This is a genomic window from Cellvibrio japonicus Ueda107 (genome assembly GCF_000019225.1).
GTDB classification, from domain to species: domain Bacteria; phylum Pseudomonadota; class Gammaproteobacteria; order Pseudomonadales; family Cellvibrionaceae; genus Cellvibrio; species Cellvibrio japonicus.
The window spans coordinates 3,249,044-3,268,122 of the sequence record NC_010995.1; the positions used below are offsets into that span (position 1 = coordinate 3,249,044).

The window sequence follows — 19,079 nt, forward strand, 5'->3', positions numbered from 1 at the left end:
TAATACCTGCGAAATTATGGTTATTGGTTTTGCATGAGTCATGCTTGAACGTCTCTCGGGGCCTGCGGGCCCTGAACCGGGCGGATAGCTCCGCCAGGCCGAAAGAGTTTCACTCCAATTTCCATCCGCAGCGTTCGCCTGAGCGTGCAAACCCGTATTTTTCAGGTTTGCCTGGTGTGTACCATCCGAACACAACCGCCATCCAGACCGATAAAACAGTAATGTCCGCCACCGGTGTCCCACTTTGGGTATTTACAGGTATAACTGGGAATACCAGGTGCGGAACAAGTTAACCCAGAATGATATGCGGAATAAAACGCGAGGAATCCTTGGTAATCAAGGTGGCATCTTCACGGATACAGATACCGGCGGCACTGTCACCGACCACCCAGCTGCCGAGCATGGTGTAGGTATCCTGCCCACGCTGGTGGTCGCAGAACTTCGGCAGGGGTTGCAATGCCTGGCGGATATAGCGTCCGTCGCTGTAAGGCCCCTGCGCCGTCACCCTATCGCCCGCGGCGGTGATCATCTCCACATTGGCCCCCTCCCGTGAGAATAAGGGCTTGCGTACCCATCCCGGCCCCATGGGCTCGCTGCGCGGGGTTTCAAAAAAGGCGGGCAGCAAGTTGGGGTGATTAGGATAGCGCTGCCATAACAGGGGCAGTATGCCCTTGTTGGAGAGCAGCATTTTCCAGGCCGGTTCAATGAACTGGGTTTGGCTGGATTGGATCACCGACGCGAAATCCTCACGCACCATAAACTCCCAAGGGTAGAGCTTGAACAGGCCGGCCATGGCAGTACCCTGCTCATCCACCAACTGGCCATTCAATTCGCCGATGTCTTCCAGGGCGATATAGCGATTCTCCATTCCCACCTGGGTGGCCAAATCCATCAGATAGGCTACGGTTCCCTTGTCTTCAACACTGTCGCGCACACTGGCAAAGTAAAACGGCTGGGGCAATGCCAGCTCAGCAAAGGCCTGTTCAAGTTTGTCTTGCAGCGAGTTGAACTGGTCGGCCTGGGCCGGGAGCTTGCCGCTGCCGATCTGCTCCTCCAGCCATACCCACTGGAAAAAACCGGTTTCAAACAGCGAGGTGGGCGTGTCGTAATTCAGCTCCAGCAGTTTCGCGGGGCCATTGCCATCGTAGACAAAATCCATGCGCCCATAGAGGTGGGGCTCGCCCCTGTTCCAGGAATTCCAGATATAGCTCCAGAAATCGCGCGGAATATCGAGCAGGGTCAGCATTTCCTCGCTGCGGGTAATATCGCCCACCATGTCCATCACCATCTGGTGCAGCGCTTCGGTGGGTGTTTCCAGATCCTCCTCTACCTGACGCAGGCTGAACTGGTAATAGGCGGTTTCATCCCAATAGGGCTCACCGTCAAAGGTATGAAATAAAAACCCGACTTCCTCAGCATGCGCGCGCCAGTGGGCGCGCTCCTCGATGGCGACACGCTTCATAAATCAGCCGCCAAAGCCGGTCGCCGGGGCACGCATGGCGGCCTGCTGGCCAAAACCGCCGCGGCGCACCACCTGGCCTACCTTGGGCTGCACCTGAGAGGGGCGCAGGGTAATCGGGCCAATGCCTTTCGACACCGGCTGGTTGGTGGCAGTGCGGAAAGTGCTGCGATCATCGCGGGATTTGTACAATGGCTGGCTGGGAATGGCGCGCTGGTTCCTCGCCTGCAGGTTTTGCGCATTAGCGCCCCCCATCAGTTGGCCCGCCAGGAATCCCATCATCATCGGCATAAACACACTGCCACCGGATGTCGTTTGATAAGGGGCTGTTTCACATTGGCCAGCACCAAAGTCAGCTTCACACTCCTGCTTGTTCAGATACTTGGGCGCTACTTGCGGGTGCAATGCCTGGGCAGCGGTATAGTCAGACTCACACTGTTCAGCACTGACCACCAGGGATTGGGCACACTCTGTCGGGCTGGAGAACACCACGGCAGACTGCTCGCGGTCTTCACCGCACCCGGCCAGCATCAGGGTGGTTGCCGGCACCATCAATACCAAAGCGGCTTTTTTACTGCGTTTCATGGTCTTGCTCCACTCTCTCAATCGATTAATAGGTCATGCAGGCAGCGTTGAGCATACCAACGGCAATAGCGGCTGCACCGGAAAAGGCACCGGCGGCAACTTCCCCCTGGGTGATACGCTCCGGCAATTGTTTCAGGCTAAAGCGCAACACCACAAACGTCAGCACTTGTACCACCAGGGCAACTGCGCCCCAGATCGCACAATCCACCAGAGACAGCGAGTTGGTGATTGCACTGGACAAGGGCCAGGCAAAACCGATCAGCGCACCGCCAAAGGCCAGGGCCGCAGAGGTGTTATTAGCGCGAATCAATGCCAGTTCATCCTGCGGCGTTACCCAGGTGTAGACACGGATAAATATAAGCAGAAGGACGATGGCCAGGGCGAAATACGCCAGGAAAGCCGGCAGGCCAGCCAGGGAGGAGAGTGTGGTTTCAAGCATGGTAGATCCTTATGGGTGATGTTAACCGGCAACGACAATGTTAAGGCTATTCTGAGTGGGGGCGATTCTGACATAAAAAGCAGGCTCTCCATACCTGCGTACCTGGAATCTTCCGGCTTATAAACAATCGAGGGCGAATCGACTATTTTTGTGCAGCACATATAACCAACAGTACTTTATAGAAAAATTTTAATACCCCACCATCTTGCACTTGCGCAATATTCAACCTAGACTGTCATCACTCAAATTCCGATAACTGGTTCACATTTTTATGCTCAAGCAAGTGTCCATCGCGGTCTCCTTCTTTCTCGCTGCCAATGCCAGTGCCCTGAGTATCGACCTGGGTCCGGCAACGGGTTATAACATTTTCGTGAAGGAAAACTTCCAGCAACCAGGCGCTGATTCCCACGGCAAAATTGCTGTTGGCGGCAACGCCGATATCGGCCAATTCGACGTAGCGGTCAACCACGATCCCAGCTACTACCACTCAGGTCCCCAACTGTGGACTGACCCCAATGTGTACGATGACGTATTGGTCGTGGGTGGCAACCTGAAAACCACCGGTTGGGGCAATATCAAAGGCAACGCGATTGTAGGCGGCCAGGTGGTGTCCGGCTCCAATCCCAACTCTGCCAAAGGCACCATTACGTACGGCAACCCGATCGATTTTGAGGCGGCCTTTGATTACTTTGATGACCTTTCTGCCACCCTGGCAGGATTGGACAATACAGGTTCTATCAACTTCCTGTACAACAACTGGATCCAGTTGGACGGCACCAGTGATGCGGATCTCTATGTTGCCAATATCACCGGCCTGGTGCTGAAAAATGCTACCGACCTGACCGCCCCCGGCCTGACCCAGACCGATACCCTGGTGATCAACGTCAGCGGCAAAGATATCCACTTTGACTCACTCAACTACGGTATCCGCGAGCACTTTGCCGCGCTGGATTTATCGCCCAGCAATATCCTGTTCAATTTTTACGAAGCGGAAAAATTGACCTTCGACTACGGTGGTTTCCGCGGCAATATCCTGGCACCCAATGCTGACTTTACCTTCTACTCAGGCGACCTGAGTGGCCAGGTGATTGTGAAGTCCTGGACCGCTGGCTGGGGCGCACAAGCCAACCTGTGGGATGGTTTCTTCGATCCCTACGGTTCTGACGAGCCAACACCACCCACCGTGGAAGTCGCTGAATCGTCTGGCTGGGCCTTGTCACTGATTGGTATTTTCGGTTTGATCATGCTGCGTCGCCGCAACCTGCAAGCCAAAGCCTGATTTCCACACTTATCCAAAAGCCGCTTTTCGACGACCTCGAAAAGCGGCTTTTTTTATACTGCCAATGTTGACTACACTTCCCTGACCCATTTCCGCTTGCCCACGCAAGCTTCACCCAGCCTCAGGGATTTCTATGAAAGTCGATAATATTCTGCAAACCATTGGCAATACACCGCACGTGCGCATCAACCAGCTGTTTCGCAGCGATATTGAAGTCTGGATGAAAGTGGAGCGCTTTAATCCCGGCAGCAGCATCAAAGACCGTATTGCCCTGGCTATGATCGAAGAGGCCGAAACCAAAGGCCTGATCGATAAGGATACCGTTATTATCGAGCCCACTTCCGGTAATACCGGTATAGGCCTGGCCCTGGTGTGTGCCGTTAAAGGTTACCGCCTGATCCTGACCATGCCCGAGTCCATGTCGATCGAGCGCCGCAAATACATGAAAGCCCTGGGTGCTGAGTTGGTGCTCACCCCCAAGGAATTAGGTATGGGCGGCACCATCGCCAAGGCCAATGAGCTGCTTGCTGAATACCCCAAAAGCTGGATGCCGCAACAATTTAATAACGCCGCCAATGTTGAGGCCCACCGCAATACCACAGCCCGGGAAATCCTCGCCGACTTCCCCGAGGGGATTGATTACCTGATTACCGGTGTGGGTACCGGCGGCCATATCACCGGCTGCAGCGAAGCACTCAAACAGCATTTCCCGCAATTGCAAACCTATGCCGTGGAACCGGAAAAATCACCGGTCATCAGCGGCGGCCAGAAAGGCTTGCACCGTTTGCAAGGCATAGGTGCCGGTTTTATTCCACAAATCCTCAACAGGGATACCCTCGATGGCACACTGTTGGTCAGCGAGGAAAGTGCATTTGATATGGCGCGGCAATGTGCGCTGAAAGAAGGGATTTTTGTCGGTATTTCCTCGGGAGCCAGCCTTGCTGCAATCGCCCAAAAGCAAGCTGATATGAAACCCGGTAGCCGCGTGCTGGTATTCAGTTACGATACCGGCGAGCGCTATTTGTCGATTGAGGATTTGTTTTAATTATTGTCACTCGCACTTAACCAAAACCCGGTCGTCGGTATTAACACCAACGACCGGACTCCGGTTTCCATCTGAAAAACGCGCCCTATTCCACCGCAACCACAACGACCGATTTAGCAGGCAGCTCCAGCGACAATTTGCCATTCACGGCTTTCGCAGAATAACTCACCGGCTTGATCGCATTGGGATTGGCAAAGGTGTTATGCGCATCCATCGCTGTCGCTGTCAGCAACTGGCCACTCACCCCGCTGGCAGTTACACCAGGTAATGCAAGCGCTACCGTCTCGGCCTGGTTGGGATTGGCATTGACCAGGGCCAGGTACACTTTGCCATCCTTACCGCGCGCGGCTGAAGCGCTGATCGCCGGCACGGAGGATTTCCCCAAACGGTATTGGGACACTTTTTTCAAGCTGACAGGCAGCGATGTTGCATCCTGGAAGGGTACATACATCTTGTACGCATAGTAGGTGGGCGTCAGGATCATTTTTTCCTTATCGGTCAAAATCATGGCCTGCAACACATTGACCATCTGCGCAATGTTGGTCATGTGCACCCGATCTGCATGCTTGTGGAAAATATTGAAGTTAAGTGCCGCTACCACCGCATCGCGCAAACTGTTCTGCTGGTAAAGGAAACCGGGATTCTCGCCCGCTTCCACGTCGTACCAGGTGCCCCACTCGTCCACATAGAAGCCCACTTTTTTCTCGGGATCGTTTTTATCCATGACTTTTTTGTTGTTGACGATAAAGTCATCCATGCGCAGGGTATTCACCAGCGTAGACATCCACTCCGCCTCCGGGAAGCCGATGGCCGCACCTTTCTTATCCCATTTACCCGTGGGCAGGGTGTAGTAGTGGAAACTAACGGCATCCATTTTCAAACTCCAGTTGGGTTTGACATTGGCGGTCAGGTGGGCAGCCCAGCTGGTGTCTTCGGTATGGCCGCCGCTGGCAATCAATTTGGGTGCATTGTGGGCAGGGGCCTTCAGGAAAGTCGCGTAGTGGTTGTACAGGTTGGTGTAGTACTCGGGCGTCATATTGCCACCGCAGCCCCACGCCTCATTACCAATTGCAAAATACTGGACCTGGAAGGGTTTATCGCGGCCATTTTTACGGCGCAATTCCGCCAGGGTTGATTTACCCTCCGCCGTCATATATTCCAGCCATTCGGCCATTTCCTGGGGCGTTCCGGTGCCCAGGTTGCCATTCACATAGGCTTCAGCCCCCAGAATCTCCACCAGGTCAAAAAACTCGTGGGTCCCCACGGCATTATCCTCTTCCACGCCCCCCCAGTTGGTATTGACCTTCACCGGGCGCTGGTCGCGCGGGCCTATGCCATCACGCCAGTGGTATTCATCCGCAAAACAGCCACCGGGCCAACGCACCAGGGGCACGTTAATATCCTTGAGCGCACCCACCACGTCATTGCGCCAACCGCGGGTGTTGGGGATGCCGGACTCCGGACCAACCCACAGTCCTTCATAAATACCTCGTCCCAGATGCTCGGCAAATTGGCCATAGATGTTCTTGTTAATCACCGGACCGGATTTGGTGGTATCTATGGTGATGTGGGTATTGGCGAAGCTGCCGATGCTAAAACTCAAGCCAAGTGCGGCGATGAGGGGTTTCAAACGGCGCATGGGATTCTCCTTTGTTGTTATCGGGAATTTTTATCAAACGTGAAACCGTGGGAGAATACAGGCCATAAGATATTATTGTCCTACAATTTAACCTATTTTTACGGTTATCCCGGGTATCAGTTAAGCAGGACAAATTCGCCGCCCCGGCAACCGCTGGGGCGGCGAATCAGTCAAGAGAAAAGACTATTTAACTATCAGGGTCGGACGCTGATAGACCTGCTCGATGTCGCGATTGAACGCTGTGAATTCATCGGCATAAAAGGCCTGGAAGTCCTCCAGGGTGCCATTGTTGATATTCTCCGGGCGGTTAGCAGGCACCCAATAATGGGGAACCTGGGTGCCATTGGGGCCAGGAACTCCCTGCGGGGCATTGCGCCATACCAGCAGGAAGGCAATCTCGCGTGCATCCGGATCGGCCTTGAGGCCGGAGATAAGCTTGCGATACCACTGGTTATCATAGAGCCCGGCTTCAATGTCGGGAGCGCGTATACCTATCTCGGAGATCACCGGTATTTTGCCCCGCGCTTCCGCCATGCGGGCAACCAAGGCCGCATTGGCCACCACATTGCGGAACCAGTCAGCGTTGTCCGCCACCGGGCCATAGGTATCAAATCCCAGTACATCCACCCACTCATCCCCCGGATAACGCTCCAGGTAATTGGCCTCGGTCACGTCCCAAAAGTTGTTGGGCGAATAGGCATACAGGAAATTGCGCACACCTTTCACATCGCGCAAATACTCGACGGAATAGCGGAACAATTGCTTGTATTGTTCAGGGGTTGATTGCTTATCTCCCCACCAGAACCAACTGCCGGTATTTTCGTGGTACAGGCGAAAGATGACCGGTATCAGCCGCCCCTGCTCGTCTTTCAGGTTATTGGCCCACTCGGCCACCTGGTCGAGATAGCCATTTAATACCGGGTTATAGGCGCCTCCAGGCAGGGAATCCACAACAGCCGGGGTTTGATCCCAGGAAGTGCCAACGGGCCATACGCCCTTTTGGGTATCGGTTTTTGGATTATCAAAATGCGAGCTCACCGTAATGATGCCCCCGCGCGCATAAGCCTTTTTTACTTGGGCGACAATATCGCCCTCCGCTTTAGGGGCAACAATAGACAGCGTGTCCCAACCATAGACCGCTGCAAAATCACCAACGGCATTAAAGGTATCGGATTGGGTACCATCTGTGCGGGTAATAGTGAGTCCCTGGGTTGTTTCGTGCTGGTGCCCAAACATAATGGAATGTCTGCGCTGCTCCTGCATAAACGCAAACAGGGAACGGGTTTCCATGGTCGCCTGGGAATCGACCAGTTTGACCGTAACAGGTTTGACATCTGCCCTGGATGCCGATGATTTATTAGCGGCGTGATTACAACCCAACAGCGCTATCAGGCAAATGCCCAAGGCAAAGCTCTGCGCAGCCCATGGAAGGCGTGCAGTGGTAATAGTTTTCATTGTTGTCCTCTCGGGATTTTTTACGACTTACTGGCAGGCGATTGCACTCAATCGGCACATTCGCCCAAGACATCAAGATTCGGCGATCTTGTTAATCAGTCATTCCCGGCTGTTGTTATCAGGTTGGCCAAACAAGGTTGGCATTCCAGGACCGGCTTTATACACAGCCAGTGCCTGGAGGATTTATTTGCTTACATTTCTTAGCATTATTCGTCATCTTGCTTTCGCTTAGGGGTGGTAGCGCACACGGATGCCCAGATCAAATGACAGGCGCAATTCGTCCGCCCTTAGCTCCCTGGGGAAAAAACACCCGGAAATATGGGCCTGGCAAAAACTGGCCCCTTCCAACTGGCAATTGCGAAAATCAATACCGCGCAGGTCCGCACCACGAAAATAGGCATCGCGCAGATCCAGGCCATTAGCATCCAGCTCACGCAGATCCAGGCCGCGGAAATCACCACCGCGCAACATATCCGGCTTGACCTCCCCCCGCGCCTTGCGCTGGTTAAATTCGGCTACTTTTTCCGCGCGCAGCAACTCAAACAGGGGATTGCGGTGAACAATAGGTTTGGTCATAGGGGCTCCTTGAAAAACTACAGGCTGGACTATCAAACTATAGTTCATTCCCGCTAGCTTGCCGGCAGCTACCCCGCCACACCCTGCCTATTTTGTTACCTGCCTGATACACCTATAGCCTTTTTTTATACCCGGTTCGGTTGGTTTTTCCAGCGGGCTCGGGTTACACTAATCGACAAGTCGCAATATAGTGACACGCCCAATTACTAATGCTGTTCGTTTGGTTATCCACTCAGAGCCTTTGGGCAGGCAATCCTCGGTCAAACTTATCCCGCAGGGCTATTGTTTCGCTATGAAACAAAACCCAGCGCTATAAAAAGTCTTTCAACTGACTCCCAACAATAAACAGGGTGGCTTCCGGCCATGCCGTTATGAGCCCACAAGGTGCTTCAGTTGAGCTATAAACCTGCTGAGTTGCAGCGCGGCTTTTGCTGCGGCTCGGTGCACTTGAGGAATTGTGAGAATGAGCTTTATCCACGACGACTTCCTGCTCGATACCCAACAGGCAAAAGTGCTCTACCACGAGTACGCCAAGAACATGCCCATCATCGATTACCACTGCCACCTCCCCCCCGAGCAAGTGGGTCAAAACAAGCAATTCCGCAACCTCTATGAAGTATGGCTGGCAGGTGACCACTACAAGTGGCGAGCCATGCGCTCCAACGGTGTCGATGAGCGCTACTGCACAGGCAATGCCAGCGATTGGGAAAAGTTTGAAAAGTGGTGTGAAACGGTTCCCTACACCCTGCGCAACCCCCTGTATCACTGGACCCACCTGGAATTGCGCAAGCCCTTCGGAATCACTGATCGCCTGCTTGACAGCCGCTCGGCAAAACGCACTTGGGATGAGTGTAACGAGTTGCTCGCCACCCCCGAATTCAGCGCGCGCGGCCTGATGACCCAAGCCAATGTGAAACTGGTGTGCACCACCGACGATCCGATTCACGACCTGGCCCACCACAAAACCGTAGCAGCGGATAAATCCTTCAAAACCGCCATGCTGCCCACCTGGCGCCCCGACCGCGCGATGATGGTGGAAGATGCAGAGAGCTACAACAAATACCTCGACCGCCTCGCGATTACTGCCGATATCAACATCAACACTTTTGATGATCTGATCAAGGCCCTGCAAATCCGCCACGATTATTTCCACGAAAATGGCTGCCGGCTGTCTGACCATGGCCTGGAAACCGTTTACGCGGCGGATTACACCGACAGTGAAATCAAAGCCATATTCCTGAAAATCCGCGCGCACAAGCAACTCGACGCGGTGGAAATCGAGAAATTCCAATCCGCCATGATGGTGGAGTTTGCCCTGCAGGATCACGCCAAAGGCTGGGTGCAGCAATTCCACATCGGCGCTATCCGCAACAACAACCCGCGCCTGTTCCGCACCCTGGGCCCGGATACCGGTTTTGATTCCATTGGCGATCACAACTACGCAAAGCCTCTGGCAAAATTCCTCGGTCGTCTGGACGACCAGAACAAGCTGGCCAAAACCATCCTGTACAACTTGAACCCACGCGATAATGAAATGATCGGCACCATGATCGGCAACTTCCAGGATGGCTCTGCCGCGGGCAAGATCCAGTTCGGCAGCGGCTGGTGGTTCCTCGATCAAATGGAGGGTATGACTCGCCAGATCGAAGCCCTGAGCCAGCTGGGTTTGCTGAGCCGCTTTGTGGGTATGCTCACTGACAGCCGCAGCTTCCTCAGCTATTCGCGCCATGAGTATTTCCGTCGCATCCTGTGCGGTATCTTCGGCCGTGATATGGTGAAAGGCCTGGTACCTGACGATACCCATATGGTGGGTAAAATGATCCAGGACATCAGCTTCAACAACGCCAAAAACTACTTTCCGTTTGTGGTACCCGAATAAGTATTTATTGGCGAGCTTACAACAACCGAAAAACCCGGCATCTGCCGGGTTTTTGTATTTACCCCTGAGGTATGCGTGAATCAATCCTCACTGGATATTTTTCTATTTGCGTTGCGTATTACCGCGCCTACATTTGCCTTGATGTTTTTGGGTATGGCCCTGGTCAGCCTGGGTTGCATGAGCAGTCGCTTTATCAAAGGCGCCAATCAGCTTGTCTATAAGCTGGGATTGCCATTAATACTCTTTACCACCTGTGCCAGTGCCAATTTGCACATCGGCGAAAAACTCAACCTGTTAATCGCCTTTGCCTTGATGACATTCATTGTGTTCGGCGGCAGCTGGTTAACAGCGCTATTGTGCAAACAGACAGACGATGCGGGAGTGATTGTACAAGGCGCTTTTCGCGGCAACCTGGTGATCCTGGGGCTGGCATTTGCCGTCAATGCCTATGGGGAGCGCGGGATGGCCATGGCGACCTTGCCAGTGGCCTTTACCGTTGTGATTTACAACGTACTCTCGGTATTTATTCTGGATCGCAACAAAAGCTGGGCAGGAACCTTCAAAGGCATTATTACCAACCCGCTGATCCTTGCGATTGCCGCCGGCTGGCTTTACAACCTGAGCCCCGCCACTTTTCCGCAGGCAGCCCAGGAAAAAACACACCTGATTACACAATTCGTGTTGCCACTGGCCCTGGTGTGTATTGGTGGCAGCTTGAATGGTCGCCGGTTGGTTTTTTTTGATGGAGCCTCCATCATCGCCAACCTATGGAAGCTGGTGCTGTCGCCGCTCATCGCCTGTGCATTGGGTATTGGGCTGGGCGTGCAGGACGAGCTGCTGGTGATTTTGTTTTTATTGGCAGCTGCCCCGACTGCCGCCGCGAGCTATGTGATGGCAGAAGCCGCAGGAGCCAACGGCAAACTCGCCGCGACTATCGTGGCACAAACCACATTCCTGGCGCTGTTCAGCGTTACCCTGGGGCTGATGATGATTTCCCACCTACAGTAAACCAGGATTCACGCAATCCCTGAAACGGCGATTCATAAATAAAAACATGACCTGCCTGGGGCTGTTGCTGAAGCTGCTCATCGGACAATCCCACCCTCGCACTGGTCACCGCCAGAAAATTTAGCTGCTCACCGCCCAAAGCGACGCAAGTTGGCTGGGTCACCGGCATGGACAACTCAAAATCCAATTTGCCATCAGGTGCATAACGGCGCACACGGCTGCCACCCCACTGCGCATTCCACACATAACCCTGCGCATCGACACAAGCCCCGTCAGGCTCAACACCGGGCTCGGTTTCAGCAAAGATGCGCCCGTTCGACAAGCGGCCATACCGCACATCAAAATCATAAACACGAATCTGATGCGTAGGTGAATCAGCGTGATACAAACGGGAAGAATCAGGACTCCAGCAGAGCGCGTTGGATATACGCAACCCGGATAAATGCCGGCTTGTCTGCAAATGCCGGTCAAGGCAATACAAGCCTGCGGACTGGCCTTCGGCCTGCTCAACCAAAGACCCCATCCAGAAGCGCCCCTGGCGGTCGCAACGACCATCGTTGGAGCGATTGCCAGGAATACCGGCCTCAGGCCTTGCAATCCACTCCACACTGCCAGTGTCCGGCTCAAACCAGGCAAAACCTGATGCAAATGCGGCGAGCAAACGCGAATCACCGTTTACAAAGGCAAAACACGCCAGGCGTTCAGGCAACGGCCAGGTATCCAGGCGGTCTGACAACAAGCGATAACGGTACAAGTGGCAGCCATGAATATCCACCCACCAGAAACATTGATCCCGGTGATTCCACTGGATACCTTCGCCAAGCAGATTAGCGCAAGGCACTACACAACAGAGTGAAAGTGTATTCATTGGTGTGACCTATCACTAACAAAAACGCCCCTACATGGGGCGCTTTTGTTGGTTACTGAAGACGCTTGAGCTTACCACCATGTGGCATAGATCGCAGCCAAAATCAGCACAACACCCACCGAGGCAATATTAAAACCGGAGGTAGTTTTGAAACTGATGTCATCGAGGTGGATAGCATTACTCTGCTCTTTCGCTCCACCCAAATAGGTAACCAGTGCCGCCAATACACAGCAGAGAATAAATACCAGGCCAACACGATCCATAAAGGGCACTTCCGGCAGGAAGACTTTAAATGACCAGGAAAGAACAACCGAGGCGATTGCCGCTACCAATGCAGAGTTGGCATTGGCTTTCTTCCAGAAGAAACCAAACAGGAAAATAACCACAATACCCGGGGTGAAGAAACCCGTGAACTCCTGAATAAACTGGAATGCCTGCTCGGATTGTCCAACCAGGGGCTTGGCCAGAACAATAGCAATCAACATGGCTGCAAATGCCGTCAATCGACCCACAAAAACCAATTTGTGCTCCGACGCCTCTTTATTAATGAGCTTCTTGTAAATATCCATCGTGAAAATAGTGGAAATACTGTTACTCATGGAGCTGAGCGAGGAGGCAATTGCAGCCACCAGTGCGGCAAAAGCAATGCCCAGTAAACCATGGGGTAAAAGTTTCATCATTTCCGGATAAGCCTGGTCAGGTTTGCTTAATTCCGGTGCTAAAACAACGGCACAGATACCTGGGAGCACCACAATAATTGGCACAAACAATTTGATATAGGCTGCAAATGCCATCCCTTTTTGCGCTTCCTGGATACTCTTGGCGGCGAGTGCGCGCTGGATGATGTATTGGTTAAACCCCCAATAGCTGATATTCATAATCCAGAGGCCGCCAATCAATACTGAAATCCCCGGCAAATCCATATAGATCTTGTCGTAGTTGGGGTTGTCCGACGAAATAATCATGTCAAACTTTTCGGGAGCTTTTTCCAGCAAGGTGCTAAAGCCTTCGATAACACCATTGCCCCCCGAAATCTGGTTAAGTGCCAGATAGCTGACAAACAGCCCGCCCAACACCAGCATGATGACCTGGATAATATCGGTCATGGCAACCGCTTTCAGGCCACCGTAAATCGAGTAAACCATCGAAAACAATACCAGGAAGACCATGCCATAAAGCATATCAACCCCAAGGAATTGCGAGATTGCCAGAGACCCTAAATACAATACTGATGTGAGGTTTACAAAGGTGTACAGCGCCAGCCAGAAAATTGCCATGATGGTGCGCACGCGACCGTCATAGCGGTTTTCCAGGAACTGCGGCATGGTGTAAATACCGCGCGCCAGAAAAATCGGCAGGAAATATTTGGCAATAATAATCAAGGTGATTGCCGCCATCAGTTCATAGGCCGCAATCCCCATACCTATGACATAGCCGGAACCCGACATACCGATGATTTGTTCGGCGGAAATATTCGCCGCAATCAGCGATGCACCTATCGCCCACCAGGGCAAGGATTTACTGGCAAGGAAATAATCACTGGCATCTTTTTCATGCCCTTTTTTCTCTCGGGAGACCCAATAGGCAACAAAAATCAGAATGACGGCATAAAGCCCGAATACCGTCAGGTCAAGAGCATTTAAATGCATGGATGTACCTCTAGCTTGAAGTTATCAGTTGTAGTGATATGTGTTGATTATTCTCGTAGCACGCTTGCTGATTTTTCACACTCGCTACAAACATTCACCCGCCGAAGCGGGTGAATGCAAAGTCAGGAAAACGGTGCGATTTATCTTTCTTTATATTCTGCCGCCGTCAATGACGAACTCTTGGGCAGTAATCATGGCTGCATCATCAGCTGCTAAAAACAGGGCCAATTTGGCCACATCGTGGGCACCCAGACGTTTTTTCAGGCACACACGCTTCATCAACTCGTGTTCTTCCTCTACGGATAGCCATTTCTCCAATTGTTTGGGAGTCGCTACCCAACCGGGCAATATCGCATTAACGCGGATATTGTCCTCGCCAAAATCCGTCGCCAGGGATTTGGAAATCCCCAGGATTCCGGCCTTGGCCGTGATATAACTGGCCAGCTGTGGCGGCGCCCATTCGGTGTTGATGGAGCTGATATTGATAATCGAACCACCACCCAGGCGCGCCATCATCGGCTGTACCGTCTGCGCCGCAAAAAACGCAGGGTGAAGGTTAACGGCCAAACCGCGATACCAGAGCTCTTCGCTCAAACTGCGCGTGTCATAACGCTGGTCATTGGCGGCGTTATTAATCAATACCCGAATATCGCCCTGCTCGGCACCAGCCGCCACAATAGTCGCTTTAAGGGCACTTATATCACTCACATCGCAATGCCTGTACCAGGGACGGCGATACCCTTTGGCAACCAGCTGGTCACACAGGCTGAGCGCTTCGGCATCATCCAGGTCAACAAAGGCTACCTGCGCGCCCTGCGCGGCAAAGGCTTCCACAAGCGCCGCGCCAATACCCGTTGCACCGCCCGTGATAAACACACTAGCGTTTTCCAGGCTGGGGTAGCGCGTATAACCCTGATGAGGGGAATAGCTGTACATGATCTGGTCTCTCTCGCTCGGCTGCTCAATCACATCTAGACACTCAGTGTAGACCCGAGCGCTATCTGGGTTTGACCAAAGAACGATTGATCAGATCCATGACCTCCACCAGCAGTACTTTTACCGCTGCAGCCGCCTGCTCCCTCTCACCGGCACAAATCGCATCATAAATACGCTTATGATCCTCGTAGTTGGCTGCAAGTACCCCTTTCAACTGGTTGGTACTGGCAATACTCACACGCAAAGCCACCTGGATGAAATCGCGCAGCTGATAGAAGAAGCGATTGTTGCTGGCACTGAGAATGGCGCAGTGGAATTCAATGTCCGCCACCAGCGGATCATCCTGGCCTTCATCGGCCTTTTTCATACGCGCCAGGGCATCGCCAATCGCCTTGATACGCGGGCCATCACTCGCGTTCTCTGCCGCTAATGCAGCCGCCTCCGGCTCAATGGCCATACGCAATTGGGTGAACTCGCGCAGCAACTCCAGCGAAGGACGTGCATTGAGCGTCCAGCCAAGGACATCAGCGTCAAACATATTCCAGTGGGTACTGGGCATTACCCTGATCCCCTGGCGCGGGCGCGATGCGATCAGCCCCTTGGCTGTCAGCATCTTCACTGCCTCACGAGTGACACTGCGGCTAATGTTGAACTGTTGTGATAACTCCGCCTCGGTAGGGAAGGATTTATCAATGGCGTATTGACCTTGCACAATTGCCGCACCCAGTTGATGGGTGAGCTGGTGCGTTAAATTGCGTCCCGTATCCAGCATAGTTATTGAGCCTATTTATATTATATATATGTCAAGAATCCTACAAGTGATTTTTACGTCTGTGGAGAAACAGGGATTCCGAGGTATCTGACCATTTGTTGTGTCCAAAAAACAAAACCCGCGCTCCCTCAGGAGCGCGGGTTATTTAACTAGAGCAGACGGGTTTAGTCACGCAAAAATTGCGTCCAAATCGCCGCATGGACGCACAAAAATTACTCGTCGCGGGGATGGACGTTTTCTTCGATAGCCTCCAGGTTGGCATGGCGAACATCCTCGCCATTGACCAGATAGATCACATACTGGGCCAAATTGCGTGCATGATCACCAATACGCTCCAGGGCGCGCAGCGACCACATGATATTCAGCACCCGGGTGATACTGCGCGGGTCTTCAATCATAAACGTCACCAGCTCGCGCATGGCCGTACTGTATTCCATATCCACGACCCTGTCGGTCTGTACAACCGTCAGAGCCATGTCCAGATCAAGGCGGGCAAAGGAGTCCAATGCATCCTGCAGCATACGGGAAACATGGCCACCGATATGGCGCACTTCAATATAACCGCGCGGCGCCAATCCGTCCTTGTGCATAGCGATAGCCTGACGGGCAATTTTGCTCGCCTCGTCGCCAATACGCTCAAGGTCGGTAATGGCCTTGGTAACGGCAATAACCAGGCGCAAATCACTGGCAGCGGGCTGGCGACGAGCCAGGATACGGACACATTCCTCATCAATGGTCACTTCCATATTGTTAACACCGATATCCGCTCGAACTACCTGCTCTGCGCGTTCAATATCAGCATCAATCAACGCCTGGATGGCATCATTAACCTGGCGTTGCGCCATGCCGCCCATTTCCGACAGATGGGTACGAATCGCTTCCAGCTCTATGTTGTATTGCTGGGAAATATGATGGGTATGACTGGTAATATCCATGATCGTGCTGCGCCTCCGCATTAACCGTAACGGCCGGTGATGTAATCTTCGGTTTGCTTTTTACTGGGATTGGTGAAAAGCGTATCAGTCAAATCATGCTCGACCAAATCCCCCATATACATAAACGCTGTGTAATCAGATACCCTTGCCGCCTGCTGCATATTGTGGGTTACGATCACAATCGTGTATTTGTTTTTCAACTCATTAATCAGCTCTTCCACCTTGAGGGTGGAAATTGGATCAAGGGCAGACGCCGGCTCATCCAGCAAAATCACTTCCGGCTCAATCGCAATAGCACGCGCAATCACCAGGCGCTGTTGCTGGCCGCCCGACAGACCGAACGCGTTATCGTGCAACCGGTCTTTCACTTCATCCCAAAGCGCAGCACCGCGCAATGACTCTTCCACCACTTCATCCAGGACACGTTTGGATTTTACTCCCTGCAAACGCAGGCCATAGGCAACGTTTTCATAGATGGACTTGGGAAATGGATTGGGCTTTTGGAACACCATTCCCACCTGGCGACGCAACTCTGCCACATCGACTTTAGGATCATAAATATTGGTGTGCTCAAGCAGTATCTCACCTTCGATACGGCAGGCATCCACCAGGTCATTCATACGGTTGAAACAGCGCAATAATGTGGACTTACCGCAACCGGATGGACCGATAAACGCAGTCACTTTTTTCTCGGGAATTTTCATATTCACGCTATTGAGTGCGCGTTTGTTACCGTAATACAAATCAAGGTTCTTCACCTCAAGCTTGATGGGTTGTGCATCAAGCGCATCTGCCGCAGCAACTGGAGTCATAGTCGTGTGCCTGTAAGTCAATAAGATAAAACGGGATAAGCCAATTAATCCGACGCGCTGCGATATTTTTCTCGCAGGTTATTGCGGATACGAATTGCAGTAATGTTAAGCACAATAATCAGCAGTACCAGCACTAATGCCGTCGCATATACCAGCGGGCGCGCTGCCTCCACACTCGGACTCTGGAAACCGACATCGTATATATGGAAGCCGAGATGCATGATTTTCTGGTCAAGGTGGATATAGGGGAAATTGCCATCAATAGGCAGCGAGGGCGCCAACTTCACCACACCGACCAACATCAGCGGCGCGACTTCACCGGCCGCGCGCGCAATCGCCAGGATCAGCCCTGTCATCATGGCAGGCGTAGCCAAGGGTACGACGACCTTCCACAGAGTTTCTGCCTTGGTAGCACCAAGCGCAAGACTACCCTGGCGAATACTGCTGGGAATCCGCGTCAAACCTTCTTCGGTTGACACTATGACAATCGGTAATGTCAGCAACGCCAGTGTCAGTGATGCCCAAAATAAACCAGGTGTTCCAAATGTTGGGGAAGGCAAGCTCTCAGGGTAGAAGAGCTGGTCGATATTTCCCCCCAGGGTGTAAACGAAAAAACCAAGGCCAAACACACCGTAAACAATCGAAGGAACGCCGGCCAGGTTATAAACTGAAATTCGAATGATTTTGAGCATAGTCCCGTCGCGGGCATATTCGCGCAGATAAATTGCGGCAAGAACACCAAATGGCGACACAATAATTGACATCACCAATACCATGGTAATAGTGCCAAAAATCGCCGGAAAGATACCACCTTCGGTATTCGCTTCGCGCGGCTCATCCGTCATAAATTCCCAGAAGCGCTCAACATACTGCCCCGCTTTTGTGAACACTCCCATGGTATTGGGACGGGTCACACGCACAATATTATCCAATGGAATGGTGATATTTTTTCCATCTGCGGTGCGCACATGTAATTTGTCGCGCTTGGCTAACAACAATATCTCATCGCGATCCTGTTTAACTTGCGAATAGCGCTGTTCCAGTACCGCGCGGCGCTCTGCAAATTCCGCATCGGCAATCACCAGCCGCTCCCTGGTTACACCTTTTAATTCCAGGCGTCTGCGTTCCAGACGCAACTCATCCATTGCGCGATTAATACGGCCAATATCTGTTTTTTCTATCCGATGAATTTGCGCATGCAATTCCAATGCACGTGTTACACGACGATCAAGTTCATCCCAAAAGCTTGCACCTGTCACCTCGACAATGGTTTTATCGCCTTCCTGGATTGCCAGGGGAAAACCATAAAAGTTGCCCCATTCGCGTCGCTCTACCACAATTGCATCGCTGGGGTAAGTCCACTCCCCCATCCCCATTTCCATGAACCAAACAAAATCGCGGCCACTCACATCACGATTTCCCAGTTTGATCAGGTAACGACTCAATAGCTCCTTGCCATCTTCAACCTGATAACCGCCATCACGGGCAACACTGGCAGCGATAATTTCCTCGCGTACAAATTCCCCCATGATTTTCTGTTGCTGTCCATCGCGGTGAACCACTGTGGTCTCAAGAATATCTGCCGGCCAAAAATGACCAAAACCCCGTACCGCAATCAAACCCACAATGCCAATGACCATCACCAGGCTAGCGGCCATGGCCCCGGCATTTAACCAGATCCAGGGCGCGCCGCTGGCAAACCAGCCGGTTTTGCGTCTTGTCAGATTCTTCATAACGAACTTC

Annotated in this window: 17 protein-coding genes; 4 read left to right on the plus strand and 13 right to left on the minus strand. The window is 52.6% G+C overall.

Annotated features, from left to right (window positions below; all coding sequences use genetic code 11):
- Positions 1-289: 289 nt before the first annotated feature.
- From CJA_RS13345 to CJA_RS13355, 3 genes are read right to left on the minus strand one after another with little or no spacing between them, the layout of a single operon-like run.
- Positions 290-1,462: a glutathionylspermidine synthase family protein gene (locus CJA_RS13345; RefSeq protein WP_012488358.1), complete on the minus strand. Its 1,173-nt coding sequence runs from the start codon at positions 1,460-1,462 to the stop codon at positions 290-292.
- Positions 1,463-1,465: 3 nt separating this feature from the next.
- On the minus strand, positions 1,466-2,044 hold the full coding sequence (locus tag CJA_RS13350) for a DUF1190 domain-containing protein (RefSeq protein WP_012488359.1): 579 nt from the start codon (positions 2,042-2,044) through the stop codon (positions 1,466-1,468).
- A 25-nt stretch (positions 2,045-2,069) separates the two neighbouring features.
- On the minus strand, positions 2,070-2,483 hold the full coding sequence (locus tag CJA_RS13355) for a DUF350 domain-containing protein (RefSeq protein ID WP_012488360.1): 414 nt from the start codon (positions 2,481-2,483) through the stop codon (positions 2,070-2,072).
- A gap of 271 nt (positions 2,484-2,754) precedes the next feature.
- Here CJA_RS13355 and CJA_RS13360 point away from each other — a divergent pair, with 271 nt between their 5' ends.
- Both CJA_RS13360 and cysK read left to right on the plus strand, forming a co-directional pair.
- Positions 2,755-3,762 carry a choice-of-anchor A family protein gene (locus CJA_RS13360; RefSeq protein ID WP_012488361.1) on the plus strand — a complete coding sequence of 336 codons (1,008 nt, stop codon included), beginning with the start codon at positions 2,755-2,757 and terminating at the stop codon, positions 3,760-3,762.
- 133 nt (positions 3,763-3,895) lie between these two features.
- A complete protein-coding gene (gene cysK, locus CJA_RS13365; RefSeq protein ID WP_012488362.1) occupies positions 3,896-4,807 on the plus strand; it encodes a cysteine synthase A in 912 nt (303 codons plus the stop codon).
- 85 nt (positions 4,808-4,892) lie between these two features.
- On the opposite strand, the gene CJA_RS13370 is transcribed toward cysK, so the two are convergent.
- The 3 genes from CJA_RS13370 to CJA_RS13380 all read right to left on the minus strand — a co-directional run bounded on the left by CJA_RS13370 (position 4,893) and on the right by CJA_RS13380 (position 8,477).
- Positions 4,893-6,446: an alpha-N-arabinofuranosidase gene (locus CJA_RS13370; RefSeq protein ID WP_012488363.1), complete on the minus strand. Its 1,554-nt coding sequence runs from the start codon at positions 6,444-6,446 to the stop codon at positions 4,893-4,895.
- A gap of 183 nt (positions 6,447-6,629) precedes the next feature.
- Positions 6,630-7,901 (minus strand): glycoside hydrolase family 26 protein, encoded by a 1,272-nt coding sequence (locus tag CJA_RS13375; protein ID WP_012488364.1) that lies wholly within the window; start codon positions 7,899-7,901, stop codon positions 6,630-6,632.
- A 228-nt stretch (positions 7,902-8,129) separates the two neighbouring features.
- A complete protein-coding gene (locus CJA_RS13380) occupies positions 8,130-8,477 on the minus strand; it encodes a pentapeptide repeat-containing protein (protein ID WP_012488365.1) in 348 nt (115 codons plus the stop codon).
- Positions 8,478-8,940: 463 nt separating this feature from the next.
- Between CJA_RS13380 and uxaC the strand changes: the two genes are divergently transcribed.
- Both uxaC and CJA_RS13390 read left to right on the plus strand, forming a co-directional pair.
- A complete protein-coding gene (uxaC, locus tag CJA_RS13385; protein ID WP_012488366.1) occupies positions 8,941-10,356 on the plus strand; it encodes a glucuronate isomerase in 1,416 nt (471 codons plus the stop codon).
- 75 nt (positions 10,357-10,431) lie between these two features.
- Positions 10,432-11,364 (plus strand): AEC family transporter, encoded by a 933-nt coding sequence (locus CJA_RS13390; RefSeq protein ID WP_012488367.1) that lies wholly within the window; start codon positions 10,432-10,434, stop codon positions 11,362-11,364.
- Here CJA_RS13390 and CJA_RS13395 read toward each other — a convergent pair.
- The 7 genes from CJA_RS13395 to pstA all read right to left on the minus strand — a co-directional run bounded on the left by CJA_RS13395 (position 11,327) and on the right by pstA (position 19,069).
- On the minus strand, positions 11,327-12,232 hold the full coding sequence (locus tag CJA_RS13395) for an SMP-30/gluconolactonase/LRE family protein (protein WP_012488368.1): 906 nt from the start codon (positions 12,230-12,232) through the stop codon (positions 11,327-11,329). The genes CJA_RS13390 and CJA_RS13395 overlap by 38 nt on opposite strands.
- A 71-nt stretch (positions 12,233-12,303) precedes the next feature.
- A complete protein-coding gene (locus CJA_RS13400) occupies positions 12,304-13,881 on the minus strand; it encodes a sodium/sugar symporter (protein ID WP_012488369.1) in 1,578 nt (525 codons plus the stop codon).
- A 150-nt stretch (positions 13,882-14,031) separates the two neighbouring features.
- Positions 14,032-14,817: an SDR family NAD(P)-dependent oxidoreductase gene (locus CJA_RS13405; RefSeq protein ID WP_012488370.1), complete on the minus strand. Its 786-nt coding sequence runs from the start codon at positions 14,815-14,817 to the stop codon at positions 14,032-14,034.
- Between the two features lie 61 nt (positions 14,818-14,878).
- Positions 14,879-15,589 (minus strand): FadR/GntR family transcriptional regulator, encoded by a 711-nt coding sequence (locus tag CJA_RS13410; RefSeq protein WP_012488371.1) that lies wholly within the window; start codon positions 15,587-15,589, stop codon positions 14,879-14,881.
- A 212-nt stretch (positions 15,590-15,801) separates the two neighbouring features.
- A complete protein-coding gene (gene phoU, locus CJA_RS13415; protein ID WP_012488372.1) occupies positions 15,802-16,524 on the minus strand; it encodes a phosphate signaling complex protein PhoU in 723 nt (240 codons plus the stop codon).
- A 20-nt stretch (positions 16,525-16,544) separates the two neighbouring features.
- Entirely contained in the window at positions 16,545-17,336 is a 792-nt protein-coding gene (pstB, locus tag CJA_RS13420; RefSeq protein ID WP_041551535.1) for a phosphate ABC transporter ATP-binding protein PstB, read from the minus strand.
- Positions 17,337-17,380: 44 nt separating this feature from the next.
- Positions 17,381-19,069 carry a phosphate ABC transporter permease PstA gene (pstA, locus tag CJA_RS13425; protein ID WP_012488374.1) on the minus strand — a complete coding sequence of 563 codons (1,689 nt, stop codon included), beginning with the start codon at positions 19,067-19,069 and terminating at the stop codon, positions 17,381-17,383.
- Between the last annotated feature and the right edge of the window lie 10 nt (positions 19,070-19,079).